This window comes from Rhizobium sp. AN68 (assembly GCF_030758035.1).
In the GTDB taxonomy this organism is placed as follows: Bacteria; Pseudomonadota; Alphaproteobacteria; order Rhizobiales; family Rhizobiaceae; genus Agrobacterium; species Agrobacterium tumefaciens.
In genome coordinates, this window is the sequence record NZ_JARWMI010000002.1 from 899,831 (window position 1) to 915,124 (window position 15,294).

Here is a 15,294-nt window from a genome sequence, read left to right on the forward strand (position 1 = left end):
AAAGACCGCCGCCATGGCAGGAGCAAGATCAGCAGCTCAGCCGCTTCTGTTCGCTGGCAACCTTGTTCAGCACAGTCTTTGAAGCACTGGGATAACGCTTCGGCACTTCGCGCAGCGTGGCGCAGGCGGTCTCGGTGTTGTCCAGAGCTGCAAGCGACATGCCGAGCTTCATCAGCATTTCCGGTGCTTTCGGAGACTTGCCATAGGTCTGATGGCCGTTCAGGAAAGTTTTTGCGGCCTCGTTGAACTTGCCCTGCGAATATTGTGCCTCGCCCAGCCAGAAGCTGGCATCGGCGGCCTTGGTGCCTTTCGGGTAACCCTGGAGATATTGCTGGAACCCCTGCTCCGCAAGCTTGTAATCGCCGGAAAGAACATGACCGTAAGCAGCCTGATAGATATCGCCCTCGCTGGTGAGTGCTGCGGTGTTGACCGGATCGGTCTTGCGCGAACCGTTGCCGGTGGTAACGCCCGGAAGACTACCGGAAGAATTGTTGGCACCCTGGTTCAATGAGCCACCGATCGGCATGCCCTTGGAATCAAGCTCGATGGAGCCAAGCGTCGTCTCTCCCGGTGCACTCGTCGGCGCGTTCGCGGAAGAGGACGGCGAAACGGAAGCGCCACCCTGAGGTGGCGTTTCGATGATCGTTGCAACGTCGTCGCTCGGCGGAGCGGCCGGAGTGGCCTCCGCCTTCTTTTTCGGCGCGGTGGTACTCGCGCCTTTGCCGCCTTCCAGTTCCTGGAAGCGGAATTCATTGTCTTCCTGCGCCTTGCGGATCGTTTCCTGCATCTGCAAAAGCTGGAAGCTCATTTCTTCGATACGGCCGTTGAGCTGCCGGATCTGTTCTTCAAGCTGCTGAACCTTATAGGCTTCATTGGCCTGAACCCGCACAATTGGGACCTGCTGAGAGTTGATCGTGCCGAAGCTACCCCCCGCACCGAACAGCGGACCCGAAACGGCTGTGCCGCTCAAGCCGGTGCAGGCTGCAAGCCCCAGCATTCCCGCCACGACAAGTTTCTTCATCTCATTTGCCCTGCCTTAACTGATTTGCACCGGAATGGCGCAAGCCGGATTTTTTCCATATCAACCGAAAAAGCAACTTAACTTCGGCCAAACTATGAAAAAAACGAAAGGCGGCCCATAGACCGCCTTCCATTCGAGATCACAAAAGCGTCAGGCGATTACATGCCTGCGCCACCGAGAACCGTCACAGCGCGGCGGTTCTGCGACCAGCAGGAAATGTCATCGCAGACGGCGACCGGCTTTTCCTTGCCGTAGGAGATCGTCTTCATGCGGCTTGCCGGAACGCCCTGGGACGCCAGGAAGTCACGGGTTGCAGCGGCACGACGGGCGCCGAGCGCCAGGTTGTATTCACGCGTACCGCGCTCGTCGGCATGGCCTTCGACGGTGATGGCGTATTTCGGGTAACGGGCAAGCCACTGTGCCTGGCGCTGCAGCGTCTGCTGCGCGTCTGCACGGATGGACGTCGAGTCCGTATCAAAGAAGATGCGGTCGCCAACATTAACCGTGAAGTCCTGCTGGGAGCCGGGCGTCGCAGAACCCGCACCGCCGAGACCGAGCTCACCGGCGCTGTTCGGCATGTTCTTCTTGTTCGCGCAGCCTGCGAGAGCAAGAGCGAGCGTCATGGCGATAACAGCCGGATTACGGGCCAGTTTCTGCATCGGGCTGAGTGCCGAAGTGTGTGTACGGCTCATCGCCGGTCTCTCCTTGGGATTGCAATAACGTTGCCAGACACTAACGGATCGAGGTTAATAGCCGGCAAACGCTTATGGTTAACAGAAAGGAAACGTCCCACTTTTTTGCTCCCTCACAACACTTTGCGGCAAGAAAGAGGCAGTTTCCCGTACGGCATATGTAAAAACATGACGGCGCCGGTTGGGCCGGCGCCGTCATGGCAGTCAATATCAGTCCAGAAGCGGCGACCAGGCCGGGTCTGAAGCGAAGGTGGGAGTCTTGATCAGCTGTTCGTTGTAGCCGGTCAAGTCGATCGAATAGAGCTGCGGACCGCCAGCACCAGCGTTCTGGCGGAAGAACATCAGCACACGGCCGTTCGGCGCCCATGTTGGGCCTTCATTATGAAAGCCGCTGGTCAGAATGCGCTCACCCGAACCGTCGGTTTTCATCACGCCAATCGAGAACTTGCCGCCCGATTGTTTGGTGAAGGCGATCAGATCGCCGCGTGGCGACCAGACCGGCGTGGAATACGACCCGTCGCCGAACGAAATACGCTGCTGTCCTGAACCATCGGCATTCATCACGTAAATTTGCTGACGGCCGCCACGGTCGCTTTCAAAGGCAACACGTTGCCCATCCGGGGAGAATGACGGTGCAGTATCGATCGCGGACGTGTTCGTCAGGCGCGTCGTGGTTCGTGAGCGCAGGTCCATGGTGTAGATATTGGCGTTACCATCCTGCTGAAGGCTCATAATGACCTTCTGGCCATCCGGCGAGAAGCGCGGCGAGAATGTCATGCCGGGGAAATTACCGACCACTTCGCGCTGTCCGGTTTCCAGCTGCAGCAGGTAAACGCGCGGCTGCTGGCCTTCAAACGACATGTAGGTGACTTCCTGACGGTTCGGCGAAAAACGCGGCGTCAGAACGATGTCGTTCGAATTGGTGAGGTTACGGACGTTGAAGCCGTCTTGGTCCATGATCGACAGCTGACGCTTGCGGGCTGTCTTCGGGCCGCTTTCGGAGACGAAAACGACGCGGGTATCGAAGTAACCCTTTTCACCGGTGACGCGCTCATAAATGGCGTCCGCAATGATGTGGGCGACACGGCGCCAGTTTTCCGGCTGCGTGAAGAACTGCTGCCCGGTCATCTGCTGGCCTGCGAAAGTATCCCAAAGGCGGAACTCCGCACGCAGACGGCCATCGCTTTCACGCGTCACGCGGCCCGTTACGAGTGCCTGCGCGTTGATAACCTTCCAGTCCTCAAAACGCGGCTGCTGATCCGGGTTGGCGATTTTTTCGATGAAGGCACTCTTGTTGACTGGCGCAAACAGGCCGGAACGCTGCAGATCGGCAGCAATTACGGCCGATACCTGCGCGCCGATGCCGTCACCCGAGATGAAGTCGGTGATGGCGATGGGCAAGGGTTCGACGTTACCCTTGTTGATGTTGATTTCCACCCGCGCAAAAGCCGGTGCGGAGAAAACCGACATAAGGGCCGCGACAGCGAGCACCAGCCGGATCGGCGAAAATATCTTCATGTTGCCAGGCCTTTCAGCATTCATAGCAATTCACTGGGATCGAAATTCACTACGACTTCGTTCCATGCATCATATTTGTCGGCAGGAAGGTTCGTGAACGGAGCAGAACGCATGATGGCGCGATAGGCACCACCGGAAAGGGCGCGACGCGTTCCCTCGGAACCACCCGTTGCTTCGATCTCGGGTCGGCCGATGATGGATCCATCACGGTCAAGCTTCATGGTGACCCGAACGCGAACGTCCGAGGCATCCGCCATGCCGGGAATGATCTGCCAGTTTTTCTGGATTGCGCCACGCAGCGCATCCATTTCCGTCTGGCTGAGCGTCGAACCGCCCGTGGTCTTTTTGCCGCCAAGCGATGCCTGCTGGGTGGAGCGCTTTGCACCACCACCGGAGGGCGCCTGCTTGTTCAAAAGCGCGGCAACATCGTCAGCGTTAAAATCGCTTTCCTTCGACGAAGCGGATTTCGCCGTTTCCTGCTTTTTCTCACCCGGCTTCTTGTCGGAAGGCTTGTCCGTGGACTTTGCCTGATCGGGCTTGGTCTCTGCAGGCTTCTCAGCGGGCTTCTGCTCGGCAGGTTTGGTCTCAGCCTGTTTCGGCACTTCCGGCTTCGGCGGCTCCGGGCGGGAATTCGGGCGCGGCACATTCGGCGGCACGGGAATTTCGGCCGGTTCCTGTTGCACCGGGGGTGGCTCTTCCGCTTTCGTTTCCTGCGGCGGCGGCTCCGTCTTCGGTTGCGGCGCGATCTCGGGCTTGGTCTGCGGCAAGGCGGCCATTTCCTGCGGCTTCGGAGCCGAGGTCTCTTCCTTGACGATTTCCTTCACCTCATTCGCCTTGGTGTCGACAACCGGCTGCGGCTTTTCCTGCTTTGGCGGAGCGGCCGCACTGATATTGTCGTTCGGCTTTGTAGTAGGTGTCGGCGGCGCTTCTATATCGGCCACGTTGTTGCCGACATTCTGAGCGTTCGGAACGATATCCGGACGTGTAGTCGGAACCGGGGCCGACTTTTCCGCCTTCGGCGCGTTCTTGTCGCCTTGCTGGATCTGGCTCAATTCCTCGATTGGCACCAGCTCCACAGGCAGTGCCTCAGCCTGCGACACGTCAAGAGGCTCCGGCGAGCCCAGGGAAACGAGGGCGAAAGCCAGAAGCGATGCGTGCACGATCGCGGATGTGGTAAGGCTGCCCTTCATCGCTGACGTCAATTATCCTGTTTCTGCTGGGTCACAAGGCCGATATTCTTGAAGCCCGCTGCCTGGATACGCGCCATCACGTCGGCGACGACGCCGTAGGCGGCAACGGAATCCGCGCGCACGAAGATGCGTTCGTTATAACCTGTCGTGGCGATTGCCTGCAGCTTGTCGGCCACCTCGGCCGCCTGGATTTCCGTTTCCTGCAAATGGATCTGGCCATTGGCATTGACGGAAATCGTGATCGGCTGCGTATCCGAATTCAGCGCGTTGGCAGATGTCTGCGGCAGGTCGATCGGAACGCCGACCGTCATCATCGGTGCGGCCACCATGAAAATGATGAGCAGCACAAGCATGACGTCAACCAGTGGCGTCACGTTGATTTCGCTGATCGCGCCGCCCCTGCGACGTCCGCCGCGCCCACGGCGTCCACCGGAACCGCCGCTGCTGCCACCTGCTGACATACCCATAACATCTACTCCATTTTGCCTTGCGGCAAATTACTGCGCGGCGCGCTTATTGGGCTGCCTGCCGCGTCTGAAGTTTTTCATCGATCTGGCGCGACAGGATCGCGGAGAACTCGTCGGCGAAACCTTCCATGCGAGCGGAAAGCTTGTGCGCGTCAGCCGTGAACTTGTTGTAGGCGATAACCGCCGGAATAGCCGCGACAAGACCGATGGCCGTTGCCAGAAGCGCTTCGGCGATACCCGGCGCCACGACCGCAAGGTTGGTGGACTTCGAACCGGCAATCGCCTGGAACGAGGTCATGATACCAACGACCGTACCGAAGAGGCCGATGAACGGACCGGCAGAACCGATCGTCGCCAACGAACCGAGGCGGGCCTCGTATTGTTCGCCTTCACGAGCAATCGTCACGTCCATTGCCCGGTCGATACGCATTTGCAGACCGATGGGTGAACGGGCGCCGCGTTCAAATGATTTCTTCCACTCCCGCATGGCGGAAACGAAAATTGCCGCGAGACCAACATTCTGGCGTTCTGCCAGAGTGCGGTAAAGCTCCTCGAGCGACTGGCCAGACCAGAAGACCTGTTCGAACTGGTCGAACTGGCGCTTTGCCTTGCCGAAGCTTACGTATTTGTCGAAGACGATCGCCCACGTCCAGACCGAGGCGGCGATAAGTCCAATCATCACGAACTTCACGATGAGGCCCGCCTGCATAAACAGCGCCCAGAGACTTACATCGTGCGTCGCCGCTGCCAAACCTGCCTGTTCCATAAATATCCAATCCCCGAATCCAAACGCCCGGTACGGGACCGGGCGATTCAAACGCGTGTTAACGCTCGAAGCTATGCAGCAACAGCCGCAAACCCCTTTGCCATACCCCGATACTTGCCAGTAAGCCTTACTTGCCAATAAATTTGGTGAAAGGAAGGCGTGCGCCGCACAAATGCCAGTTGCTAAAGTAAGACACCATTATGGTTAAAGGAGTGTTACAACCGCGCCACGTCTGATGGATTTACTGGACCAGCCCCGAACTTACTTCAGGAATTTTTCGGCCACCGTCTCCGGAAGGCGCCTTGGCCGGCCATTGGCATTGATGACGGCGATGATGACCTTGGCGGCAACAAGGAGCGTTTCGCCGCGCCGGATTTCCTGATTGAGCACCATTTTTGCGCCCCCTGCCTTTTCGGTAAGGGTGGTGATCGTCAACACATCATCCATCCGGGCCGGGCTCTTGAAATCGATCTCCATACGATGGACGACGAAAACGAGACCCTCCTCGTCGGCGGTCAGGAGTGCGCTTTGCTCGCAGCCGAGGCAACGCAGGTAGTCGGTTCGACCGCGCTCGAGAAAATGCAGATAGCGCGCGTGATAAACGAGGCCGGAAAAATCCGTGTCCTCATAATAGACCCGCTGGGTCAGGCGGTGCCCATGTTCGATGAGTTCGCCGGAAAGCGAAACCACAAGCTCGCTCATGATATCTCCTTGGAAAGTTCGGCCGCACCTGAACGACCTTCGCGGACGATAAGATGCTCGTGGCGCTGAGGCAGCATCTCGATGCGCTCAGCAATGAAACGGAGTCTGAGATCGTGTTCCAGCAGCGCGGAAGGCTGCGCGGGCAGCCAGCGGAACTCCACCTCGACGCCATCCAGCACGCGATGCACTATATCGCTTTCATGGAACGGCAAAGGCTGGCGCAGCGAAACCAGATAATAAAATGCCAGTTCATGCGCGGCATAATCATCATAGGCGAAAAAATTCTCCGCCGACCAGAGAAGACGCTCGACAACGCAATCCCGGTCAAGCTCCTCGCCGATCTCGCGGATGATGGTCTGCTCGGAGCTTTCACCGATTTCCGCCCGCCCGCCCGGCAGGGCCCAATAGCTATCCTTGGCGCCACGCTGGACGAGAAGATAGTTGTCGTGGAAAATCAACGCCGCCACACGCATGCTGAACAGCTGCGGCTTGCGGTCCAGCCGGATCATATGGCGCTCAGGGGCAGAAGTCATTTGGCGTCCAGGTCGCCGTCATACCAGACAAGGTGTCTTGTGGTCTCAGGCAGGTGTTCTATTTCATCCGCGATGAAATAGGGCGGAATATCGAGTTCGGTCAATGCATCACGGGTCGCAGCGACCCAGCGAAACTCCAGCTCGTTATCGCCATCCTGAACGCGGTGAATGATATCCGTGGGGTGAAAGGCAAGGGTCTCTGGCAAATCCATCAGGTAATAGAAACCGAGTTCGTGCCACTCCTTACCCTCATAATGGAAAAAATTCTCGACCGCCCATAGAAGCCGCCCGACCTTCGCTTCGACGCCAAGTTCCTCGACCATTTCGCGCGCCAGCGTTTCTTCGGAACGCTCGCCCATTTCGGCGCGGCCACCCGGAAAGGTCCAGAATTTCTCATGGGACGCGCGGTGCACCAACACGTGGCCATCCCGAAACGCCAGCCCCGCAACGCGCATCTGGAAAATGCGTTTCGGCTTGAATTTCATGCGGATACGGGTGTCCTGCACCGTGGTGTCTTGTGTCATTAACTGAACCTGCTGGCTGGAAACATCAAATCGGTTTCCGTCCACCCTAACGCATCCATCTCGGCTTTTCTCGCCTTTGCGTCGTCTCCCACAATGAATTCATCCAGTTGTGGCGGCTTGATCATGGTGCCGGACAACATGGCATGCACCTGCCCGCGATGATGCGTCTGATGCTGGAAGAGATGGGACAACACATCATCGCAGCGATCCTGCTGGATGCGTGTTCCACGATGAATATTGACGATGGCAGCGAGGCCGTCTTCATCCAGCATGTCGACAAAATCGATGAGTTCTTCGTCCAGTTTCGCTTGGGCAACATGCAGCTCCGCCATGGTGGCGAAAGGCTCTTCCTCTTCAAAAGCGGCAAGGCCGAGCGTCCCGCCTTTAATCGCGTCGATATAAAACAGGTCAACGGTGTAGATGTGGTTCAGGGTCGCCCGAAGGGTTGGAAAGAAGCTGACGCGAGCGGCCACGAATTCCTCCTGCAACAGCTGAAGACAAGCCTGATGCAGCCTTAAATTAGCCAGCCGGTTGTTGCGCGCGAGTTTGCGGAAAACCCGCGTCGGATCGTAGGCCATCGACGTCCCTTCTCATGGCGCCTGATAACGCCGCTTTTCAATCGACGTGTTCGAGCTCGGACTTGCTCTTCAGAACCTTCGCCCCATCTTCCTGCTCGATAAGATAAGCGGGTTCGTCCTTGCTGGCCTTGCGCTTTATCGTGGAACCGGAAATCGTTTTTTCGACATCATCAGTAAACGTCTCGACGATTTTTCCTTCGCCGGTTCCGTTGCCCCATTTCCAGCGAACCTTCGTACCCTTGCGATATCCAGACATCATCATTTCCTGACCAAAGAAAATCAAATGCGAAAGCGCCGGGCTTGTTCCCTCAATCCTCTTCCAGCGTCAGCCGGAATTGCGCCGCCTCGAGATCTTTAGGCGGCTGCATGCCCAGATGTTTCCAGGCAGTACCGGTCAGAACGCGGCCGCGCGGCGTGCGCTGGATGAAACCCTGCTGGATCATGTAGGGTTCTATGATGTCTTCGATCGCATCACGCGGCTCCGACAAGCCAGCGGCGATGGTCTCGATACCAACAGGGCCGCCGCCGAAATTGACCGCGATCATGGTCAGATAGCGCATGTCCAGCTGATCGAGACCCATTTTGTCGACAAGCAACCGCGTCAGTGCTTCGTCGGCAATCTCACGGGTGACGGCTTCCGCCCGTGCCACCTCAGCGAAATCGCGAACCCGGCGCAAGAGCCGTCCGGCGATGCGCGGCGTGCCGCGTGCACGCCTTGCTATCTCGCGTGCGCCATCGTCGGTCATGTTCAGACCCATCAGCCGCGCGCCGCGCCGAACGATCAGTTCCAGCTCGTCGACAGTGTAGAAGGCCAGACGGACAGGAATGCCGAAGCGGTCGCGCAGCGGCGTTGTCAGCAAACCAAGACGCGTGGTCGCGGCAACGAGGGTGAACTTGGAAAGATCGATCTTCACCGAGCGGGCCGCAGGCCCTCACCGATGATGAGGTCGAGCTGGAAATCCTCCATTGCCGGATAGAGAATTTCCTCGACTGCCGGGTTGAGACGATGGATTTCATCGATGAAGAGCACATCGCGCTCCTCGAGATTGGTCAAAAGTGCGGCAAGGTCGCCAGCCTTGGCGATCACTGGTCCAGAGGTGGACTTGAAGTTGACGCCAAGCTCCTTGGCCATGATCTGCGCCAGCGTGGTTTTGCCGAGACCGGGAGGCCCGACGAACAACACATGGTCCAGCGCCTCGCCACGGTTCTTTGCCGCCTCGATAAACACCTTGAGATTGGCGCGAGCCTCGGCCTGGCCGGTAAAATCGTCCAGCGACTGCGGGCGCATTGTGGTGTCGATATCTTCACCGCGCTTGTCCGCCGAAATCAGTCTGTCCGCATCGCTCATAGAGGGCATTCCATTGTTCTAAACCAATTCAAGAGATGGTCTTCGCCGCTATATCACGACTGTCGCACGAAGGCGCTTCACGAAATTCAGCATCGCACCCGGCTTCGTTCGCTTGCTGCGCGCAGCTTAGCGTGAAAGTTCGCGCAGGCCGAGCCGGATGAGTTTGGCGCTGTCGCCGCCCTCCCCGCCGTTCTTCAGCGCTGCCGCAACGGCATTTGCGGCCTGATCGCGTGAATAGCCGAGATTGGTGAGCGCCGACACGGCATCCGCCACCGGCGCGGAGGCGACACCCTCGCCAAGTTCCTGCTTGAGCCCGATGGAAGCCGAAGCTTCTCCTGCAAAGGCAGGCGCCTTGTTGCGAAGCTCGGTAACGAGGCGCACCGCCACCTTCGGCCCTACGCCCGGCGCACGCGAAATCATCACCTTGTCCTGCAGCGCTATCGCATTGGCGAGTTCAGAAGGCGACAGGGTAGACAAGACGGCCAGCGCCACTTTCGAACCGACCCCCTGCACGCTCTGCAGGAGATTGAACCATTCCCGCTCAAGTGCGGACAAAAAGCCGAACAGCCTCAACTGGTCTTCGCGCACATAGGTTTCGATGAAGAGGACGACCGCTTCACCAGCGGAACCTATTTTTGAGAGTGTGCGCGCCGAGCAATAGGCGACGTAACAAACGCCGTGCACATCCACCAGCACGTAATCCGTACCGATTTCCTCGATGGTGCCTTTAAGTTTTCCGATCATGATGCCGCCCGCTGCAATGAGACTTCAATATTCAACCGGCCGCCAATAGCCGCGCCATCCTGTCGCCGCCGCGATTATGGGCGTGGCAGATTGCGATCGCCAAGGCGTCCGCCGCATCGTTACCCTTGAATTCTGCTTTCGGCATCAGGATTTTCAGCATCATGTGGATTTGCTGCTTTTCGCCGTGCCCAACACCTATGACGGCTTTTTTGACCGCGTTCGGCGCATACTCGAAAACAGGCAACCCTGCCCGCGCCGGAACCAGCATGGCAATGCCGCGCGCCTGACCGAGCTTCAGCGTGGCGACAGCATCCTTGTTCACGAACGTCTGCTCCACCGCCGCCTCATCGGGCTGATAGCTGTGAACGGTATCCGCCAGCCCATCATGCAGCTGGCACAGGCGGGAGGCGAGATCCATATCACCATCCGATGTCACAGTGCCGGAAGCGACAAACCGAAGGCTGTTGCCGAAGGTTTCGATGACACCCCATCCGGTGCGCCGCAACCCGGGGTCGATACCGATGATTCGAATCGTCTTTTGCATAAGCCACCCTATCTTTTCGGCTGCGACCCTGCCAGCGATAAGTGAACAAAACGACAACATTGATCAAATTTGCAGTGCAGCATTTACCTCTGCTTAAACCGCGTACCGCATTGTTCCCGCACAAAATCAAAAAGGGGAGCTGCGGACATGATGATCCGCAGCGCAATATTTTCGCCATATCAGCCATCCGGTGGCGCCATCAATGCATGGTGCGGGAAGTGATACGGCATTGAGGGCTGCATCGGCCATGCTGAACCGTTTTCATTCCATATCCACCAAAGTGCTCGTGATTTTCCTTGCGCTGATGACGATCTCGACCGGGGCTCTCACGCTTCTCGGCTATCAAAGCAGCAGCGGCGTTCTCGAGGAACAGGCGTCGAAATCCATGGAGAGCATTCTCGTCTTCAGGGGCGACATGCTGCAGGAACGCCTTGAGCAGCTTGAAACGCAGGCGGATTCCATCGCCAAGATCGAATCCCTGCAGATGGCGGTAGTTTCCATGCGCAGCGGCTGGGGCACCGTGCAGAAGAGTTCCGGCGACGCAAAGGCGGAACTGCAACGCGTCTTCGTCAAGGAAAACCCCTACGGAGAGAAAGAAAAGCTCATCAAGCCCGAAAATCCGAGCGGCTTTTATTATTCCACCCATGAAAAAACCCAGACGGATATCGGCGGCTACCTCAAGGGAACCCCATTCAGCGATGTTCTCTTCATCGATCCGGCCGGCACGGTTTATTACTCCTATCTGAAAGGACCGGCTTTCGGGGAAACCGTCACGGGTGGCGCCTGGGCGGATAGCGGCCTTGGGGCTGCTTTTGCGCGCGGAGCCACCAACGCAGGAAAAGCCGTGAACGACGTGGCGCAGACGAGTTTCTCCGGCCTGCGCATCGACGCCGCGACTAAAGAGGCCAGCATCTATTTCGGCATTCCGGTAGTCAAATTCGGTGCGTTCAAGGGCATCGTTCTCTTCCGCGTCAAACAAGAGGTCTTCAGCCAGATCCTCGCGAAAGGCATCTCCGCCGGCAGCTCCGAACAATCCGCGATCGTTTCCGCCGATGGCAAGGTTCTGGGCGTGGACGGCAACGGTCTCGTCAGCCTTAATCCGGCAATCTATGGCTTCCATGCACAAGCACTCAATACGTCCGGCATGACGATCGCCAAGATCAACCGTCCGGACGGCGAAGCCAATGCCTATGCCCGCGCCTTCTCGTTTGCCGGTGAAAAATACCTCGCGGTGGAAAGCATGTTGCGCAGTGAGTTGAACGCCGGTTCCATTTCGATTGCCGGCACGCTAGCCGTCATCGGCCTTTGCGTTCTGGCAGCGATGTGCGCGGCAACCGCCTTTTTTGCACGGCGCCTGTTCGCACCGCTGGAGAAGCTGGCCGGGCTGACCGGCGAAGTGGCGGCAGGCCGTCTCGATGCCGAGATCGGCAATCAGGACCGCAAGGACGAGATCGGCCGCATGGCGCGCGCGCTTGGCAGTTTCCGCGAAAAACTCATTTTGCAGCGGGAAATGGAAGCGACCACGTCCCGCACGCGCGAGGAAGCCGAAACGGCACGCCGCGCACATCTTGCGGAACGAGAGGCCGAGGCCGGCACGCTGCAAATGGTCGTGCGTTCTCTTGACGAAGGGCTGGATCGACTGGCAAGCGGCAATCTCGCCTATCGCATTGAGACTGTCTTCCCAGACGATCTTGAAAGTCTGCGCCACAACTTCAATACGGCGCTTGCAAGGCTCAGCGAGACCATGCAGGCCATCGGCGGCAATTCCGCCGCCGTTCGCGGCGGCTCGGAGGAAATGCGGGTAGGTGCAGACCAGCTCGCTGAGCGCACTGAACGGCAGGCCGCCTCCATTACCGAGACGGCAAGCGCCATCAAGGCAATCACCGAAGCCGTCCGCGACCAGATCGAACGTGCCGAACAGGCAACACGGATCGCCCGCGACGCCAGTACGCAGGCCACTGCGTCCAGCCACGTCATGGAGCAGACCATCGCCGCCATGGAAGCGATCCAGACCTCGTCGCGCCAGATCAACCAGATCATCGGCGTTATCGATGAAATCGCCTTCCAGACCAACCTTCTCGCCCTGAACGCAGGTGTGGAAGCCGCGCGTGCGGGCGAGGCCGGCAAGGGTTTTGCCGTTGTGGCGCAGGAGGTGCGCGAGCTGGCACAACGCTCGGCCGCCGCCGCAAAAGAAATCACCAGCCTGCTGAAGCGCTCCACCGACGAGGTTTCCACCGGCGTGGCACTGGTCGAAAAGGCGGGGGCCTCGCTAACCGGCATCGGCAAGCACGTGCAGACCATCAGTTCCCGCATCGAAGAGATCATGGAATCCACCCGCGAGGAGGCGCATACGCTTGCTGAAATCAACAGCACCGTCACCAGTCTCGACACCATGACCCAGCAAAACGCCGCCATGGTGGAGGAGACGACGGCGGCCATTCACAATCTCGCTTCCGAGGCGGGAGAGATGGACGGCAGGCTCGGACAATTCGTGCTCGCTTCCGACCGGCAACCTCCAGACCATCGCGAAACCCGGCAATTCCGTCGAGCGGGCTAAAAAAATGAAAAGGGGCCTCTTTCGAGGCCCCAATTTTTTTGAACCATCCTTCAATTCTGCGCGACTTCTATGGTAAATCGGGACACGCGCCTTACATCCGCATCAAAGACAGAATTTGTGTAGGAGCGTTGGATGATCCCCTTTTCCATTCTCGACCTTTCGCCAATCGGCGAAGGCGAGAGCGTCAGCCAGGCGCTTGAAAATTCTCGCCGCATGGCGATCAAGGCTGAAGACCACGGTTACAACCGCATCTGGCTTGCGGAGCACCATGGCATGCCTGGTATTGCGAGCGCAGCCACATCGCTCGTGATCGCCCATGTTGGTGCCGCCACGAAACATATTCGCGTCGGTTCAGGCGGCATCATGCTGCCTAACCACTCCCCGCTCGTCATTGCCGAACAATTCGGCACGCTGGCGGCACTGTTGCCTGGCCGGGTCGATCTCGGACTTGGCCGCGCGCCGGGAACGGATATGCGGACGGCAAGGGCGCTGCGCCGCAATCTTGATGCCGGTGCGGAGAACTTCCCGCACGACATCATCGAGCTCCAGCAGTACCTTGGCCAGCCCCAGCAGGATCAGGCGATCCTTGCCGTGCCCGGCATGAATTCGCACGTGCCGCTCTGGTTGCTTGGCTCAAGCACCTATAGCGCGCATCTGGCAGCGGCACTCGGCCTGCCCTATTCCTTTGCGTCGCATTTTGCGCCTGACATGCTGATGGAGGCGATCCATATCTATCGCGAGCGCTTCCAGCCCTCTGCGACGCTGGACAAGCCCTATGTGATGGTTGGAGTGATGGGAGTCGGCGCCGATACCGACGAGGAGGCGCAATATCTCTTCACCTCGTCACAGCAGCAATTCGTCAACCTGCGCCGCAATGTACGCGTCCCGTTCCCCAAGCCGGTTCAGAGCATGGACGACCACTGGAACGAGATGGAGCGTTTTTCGGTGGAACATACCTTGCGTTTCGCCGCCGTCGGCTCGCCTGAAACAATCGGACGCCACCTCGACGGCTTCCTCGCCGAAACGCAGGCCGACGAACTGATCGTCTCGATGCCGATCCACAATATCGAAAAACGGCTGCGATCCGTGGAGATCTTCGCCGATGTGCGGACCTCCATCAGGAAGGCCGCCTAAACAAAAAGCCCCGGAGCGAGGACGCTGCCGGGGCTTTTTTTTAAATCTGAACCGTCAGGCGGAAAGCTTGGCGAGAATTTCTTCCGAAACTTCGAAGTTGGAATAGACGCTCTGCACGTCGTCATCGTCTTCGAGATTGTCGATGAGCTTCATCAGCGACTGCGCCTTTTCCTCATCCACCGGCACCGTGTTCTGCGGCTTCCAGATGGCCTTGACGCTTTCAGCTTCGCCGAGCACGCCTTCCAGCGCCTTGGAAACCTCGTTCATCGCCTCGAAACCGCAGATGATGGTGTGACCGTCCTCAGAAGATTCGACATCGTCGGCACCAGCTTCGATAGCCGCTTCCATGACCTTGTCGGCATCGCCGACTTCGGCCTTGTAAGTGATCTCACCGACGCGGTCGAAGGAGAAGGAAACTGATCCGGTTTCGCCGAGTGCGCCACCAGCCTTGGTGAAGATGGAGCGGACGTTGGAGGCGGTGCGGTTGCGGTTGTCGGTCAAGGCCTCGACGACGACGGCGACGCCACCCGGGCCGTAACCCTCGTAACGGACCTCATCGTAGTTTTCGCTGTCTGCACCGGAAGCTTTCTTGATCGCGCGCTCGATATTGTCCTTCGGCATGGACTGGGCCTTGGCGTTCTGAATTGCCAGGCGCAGGCGCGCGTTCATGTTCGGGTCGGGCATGCCCGCCTTTGCCGCAACGGTGATTTCACGCGCAAGCTTGGAAAACATTTTGGACCGAACGGAGTCCTGCTTGCCCTTGCGGTGCATGATGTTCTTGAACTGTGAATGACCAGCCATGGAAAACCTGATTGTCTTAATTTGGAGATTGCGGGCCTTATAAGTGCGATATGCCCGCCGTTCAAGCCCGCAAGCGCTTTCTCTTGGCCGCAAGAATATAAGGAACTGATTTATCCGCTTTTCGTTTTGACAATGAAAGCGGAAGAGCGGGACATTTTTCACCCTCCCGATCGCC

The 15,294-nt window shown here is 58.4% G+C and carries 16 protein-coding genes and 1 pseudogene; 2 read left to right on the top strand and 15 right to left on the bottom strand.

The features are described 5' to 3' along the window. Positions 1–28: 28 nt before the first annotated feature. From ybgF to ruvC, 14 genes and pseudogenes are all read right to left on the bottom strand, one after another. Positions 29–1,021 (bottom strand): tol-pal system protein YbgF, encoded by a 993-nt coding sequence (ybgF, locus tag RBH71_RS07555; RefSeq protein ID WP_003511385.1) that lies wholly within the window; start codon positions 1,019–1,021, stop codon positions 29–31. Positions 1,022–1,179: 158 nt separating this feature from the next. After that, entirely contained in the window at positions 1,180–1,713 is a 534-nt protein-coding gene (gene pal, locus RBH71_RS07560) for a peptidoglycan-associated lipoprotein Pal (RefSeq protein WP_003511386.1), read from the bottom strand. Between the two features lie 210 nt (positions 1,714–1,923). After that, positions 1,924–3,231 (bottom strand): Tol-Pal system beta propeller repeat protein TolB, encoded by a 1,308-nt coding sequence (gene tolB, locus RBH71_RS07565; protein WP_003511387.1) that lies wholly within the window; start codon positions 3,229–3,231, stop codon positions 1,924–1,926. Positions 3,232–3,251: 20 nt separating this feature from the next. Beyond that, positions 3,252–4,421: a hypothetical protein gene (locus tag RBH71_RS07570; RefSeq protein WP_013761817.1), complete on the bottom strand. Its 1,170-nt coding sequence runs from the start codon at positions 4,419–4,421 to the stop codon at positions 3,252–3,254. 8 nt (positions 4,422–4,429) lie between these two features. After that, the gene (gene tolR, locus RBH71_RS07575) at positions 4,430–4,888 is read right to left on the bottom strand and encodes a protein TolR (RefSeq protein ID WP_003511389.1); all 459 of its coding nucleotides are present in this window, start codon (positions 4,886–4,888) and stop codon (positions 4,430–4,432) included. A 46-nt stretch (positions 4,889–4,934) separates the two neighbouring features. Continuing rightward, positions 4,935–5,654, bottom strand: coding sequence for a protein TolQ (tolQ, locus tag RBH71_RS07580; protein ID WP_003511390.1), 720 nt, complete (start codon positions 5,652–5,654; stop codon positions 4,935–4,937). A 261-nt stretch (positions 5,655–5,915) separates the two neighbouring features. Beyond that, positions 5,916–6,356: a tol-pal system-associated acyl-CoA thioesterase gene (ybgC, locus tag RBH71_RS07585; RefSeq protein WP_003511391.1), complete on the bottom strand. Its 441-nt coding sequence runs from the start codon at positions 6,354–6,356 to the stop codon at positions 5,916–5,918. Then, positions 6,353–6,889, bottom strand: coding sequence for an NUDIX hydrolase (locus tag RBH71_RS07590; RefSeq protein WP_111803051.1), 537 nt, complete (start codon positions 6,887–6,889; stop codon positions 6,353–6,355). Before RBH71_RS07590 ends, ybgC begins: the two co-directional genes overlap by 4 nt. Next, positions 6,886–7,413 carry an NUDIX hydrolase gene (locus tag RBH71_RS07595; protein WP_003511393.1) on the bottom strand — a complete coding sequence of 176 codons (528 nt, stop codon included), beginning with the start codon at positions 7,411–7,413 and terminating at the stop codon, positions 6,886–6,888. The genes RBH71_RS07590 and RBH71_RS07595 overlap by 4 nt, the downstream gene beginning before the upstream one ends. Then, a complete protein-coding gene (locus RBH71_RS07600; RefSeq protein WP_003511394.1) occupies positions 7,413–7,991 on the bottom strand; it encodes a DinB family protein in 579 nt (192 codons plus the stop codon). The genes RBH71_RS07595 and RBH71_RS07600 overlap by 1 nt, the downstream gene beginning before the upstream one ends. Positions 7,992–8,028: 37 nt before the next feature. Next, positions 8,029–8,247, bottom strand: a complete 219-nt coding sequence (locus tag RBH71_RS07605) for a DUF2945 domain-containing protein (protein WP_075807662.1) — start codon at positions 8,245–8,247, stop codon at positions 8,029–8,031. A 52-nt stretch (positions 8,248–8,299) separates the two neighbouring features. After that, positions 8,300–9,339 (bottom strand): annotated as a pseudogene (ruvB, locus tag RBH71_RS07610) (Holliday junction branch migration DNA helicase RuvB). Positions 9,340–9,465: 126 nt separating this feature from the next. After that, on the bottom strand, positions 9,466–10,083 hold the full coding sequence (ruvA, locus tag RBH71_RS07615) for a Holliday junction branch migration protein RuvA (protein WP_003511397.1): 618 nt from the start codon (positions 10,081–10,083) through the stop codon (positions 9,466–9,468). 31 nt (positions 10,084–10,114) lie between these two features. Beyond that, positions 10,115–10,627 (bottom strand): crossover junction endodeoxyribonuclease RuvC, encoded by a 513-nt coding sequence (gene ruvC, locus RBH71_RS07620; RefSeq protein ID WP_003511398.1) that lies wholly within the window; start codon positions 10,625–10,627, stop codon positions 10,115–10,117. Between the two features lie 247 nt (positions 10,628–10,874). Here ruvC and RBH71_RS07625 point away from each other — a divergent pair, with 247 nt between their 5' ends. Then, positions 10,875–13,184, top strand: a complete 2,310-nt coding sequence (locus tag RBH71_RS07625; RefSeq protein WP_035251502.1) for a methyl-accepting chemotaxis protein — start codon at positions 10,875–10,877, stop codon at positions 13,182–13,184. A 132-nt stretch (positions 13,185–13,316) separates the two neighbouring features. Continuing rightward, a complete protein-coding gene (locus RBH71_RS07630; RefSeq protein ID WP_003511400.1) occupies positions 13,317–14,318 on the top strand; it encodes an LLM class flavin-dependent oxidoreductase in 1,002 nt (333 codons plus the stop codon). Positions 14,319–14,372: 54 nt separating this feature from the next. On the opposite strand, the gene RBH71_RS07635 is transcribed toward RBH71_RS07630, so the two are convergent. Further along, positions 14,373–15,119 carry a YebC/PmpR family DNA-binding transcriptional regulator gene (locus RBH71_RS07635; protein WP_003497595.1) on the bottom strand — a complete coding sequence of 249 codons (747 nt, stop codon included), beginning with the start codon at positions 15,117–15,119 and terminating at the stop codon, positions 14,373–14,375. Positions 15,120–15,294: the final 175 nt, after the last annotated feature.

Excerpts from the sequence above, each read along its gene's own strand:
- ruvA (WP_003511397.1), bottom strand. The coding sequence starts at position 10,083 with ATGATCGGAAAACTTAAAGGCACCATCGAGGAAATCGGTACGGATTAC.
- RBH71_RS07590 (WP_111803051.1), bottom strand. The coding sequence starts at position 6,889 with ATGACTTCTGCCCCTGAGCGCCATATGATCCGGCTGGACCGCAAGCCG.
- RBH71_RS07630 (WP_003511400.1), top strand. The coding sequence starts at position 13,317 with ATGATCCCCTTTTCCATTCTCGACCTTTCGCCAATCGGCGAAGGCGAG.
- tolR (WP_003511389.1), bottom strand. The coding sequence starts at position 4,888 with ATGGGTATGTCAGCAGGTGGCAGCAGCGGCGGTTCCGGTGGACGCCGT.
- ybgC (WP_003511391.1), bottom strand. The coding sequence starts at position 6,356 with ATGAGCGAGCTTGTGGTTTCGCTTTCCGGCGAACTCATCGAACATGGG.
- RBH71_RS07570 (WP_013761817.1), bottom strand. The coding sequence starts at position 4,421 with ATGAAGGGCAGCCTTACCACATCCGCGATCGTGCACGCATCGCTTCTG.
- pal (WP_003511386.1), bottom strand. The coding sequence starts at position 1,713 with ATGAGCCGTACACACACTTCGGCACTCAGCCCGATGCAGAAACTGGCC.
- ybgF (WP_003511385.1), bottom strand. The coding sequence starts at position 1,021 with ATGAAGAAACTTGTCGTGGCGGGAATGCTGGGGCTTGCAGCCTGCACC.
- RBH71_RS07595 (WP_003511393.1), bottom strand. The coding sequence starts at position 7,413 with ATGACACAAGACACCACGGTGCAGGACACCCGTATCCGCATGAAATTC.
- tolQ (WP_003511390.1), bottom strand. The coding sequence starts at position 5,654 with ATGGAACAGGCAGGTTTGGCAGCGGCGACGCACGATGTAAGTCTCTGG.
- ruvC (WP_003511398.1), bottom strand. The coding sequence starts at position 10,627 with ATGCAAAAGACGATTCGAATCATCGGTATCGACCCCGGGTTGCGGCGC.
- RBH71_RS07605 (WP_075807662.1), bottom strand. The coding sequence starts at position 8,247 with ATGTCTGGATATCGCAAGGGTACGAAGGTTCGCTGGAAATGGGGCAAC.
- RBH71_RS07600 (WP_003511394.1), bottom strand. The coding sequence starts at position 7,991 with ATGGCCTACGATCCGACGCGGGTTTTCCGCAAACTCGCGCGCAACAAC.
- RBH71_RS07625 (WP_035251502.1), top strand. The coding sequence starts at position 10,875 with ATGCTGAACCGTTTTCATTCCATATCCACCAAAGTGCTCGTGATTTTC.
- tolB (WP_003511387.1), bottom strand. The coding sequence starts at position 3,231 with ATGAAGATATTTTCGCCGATCCGGCTGGTGCTCGCTGTCGCGGCCCTT.
- RBH71_RS07635 (WP_003497595.1), bottom strand. The coding sequence starts at position 15,119 with ATGGCTGGTCATTCACAGTTCAAGAACATCATGCACCGCAAGGGCAAG.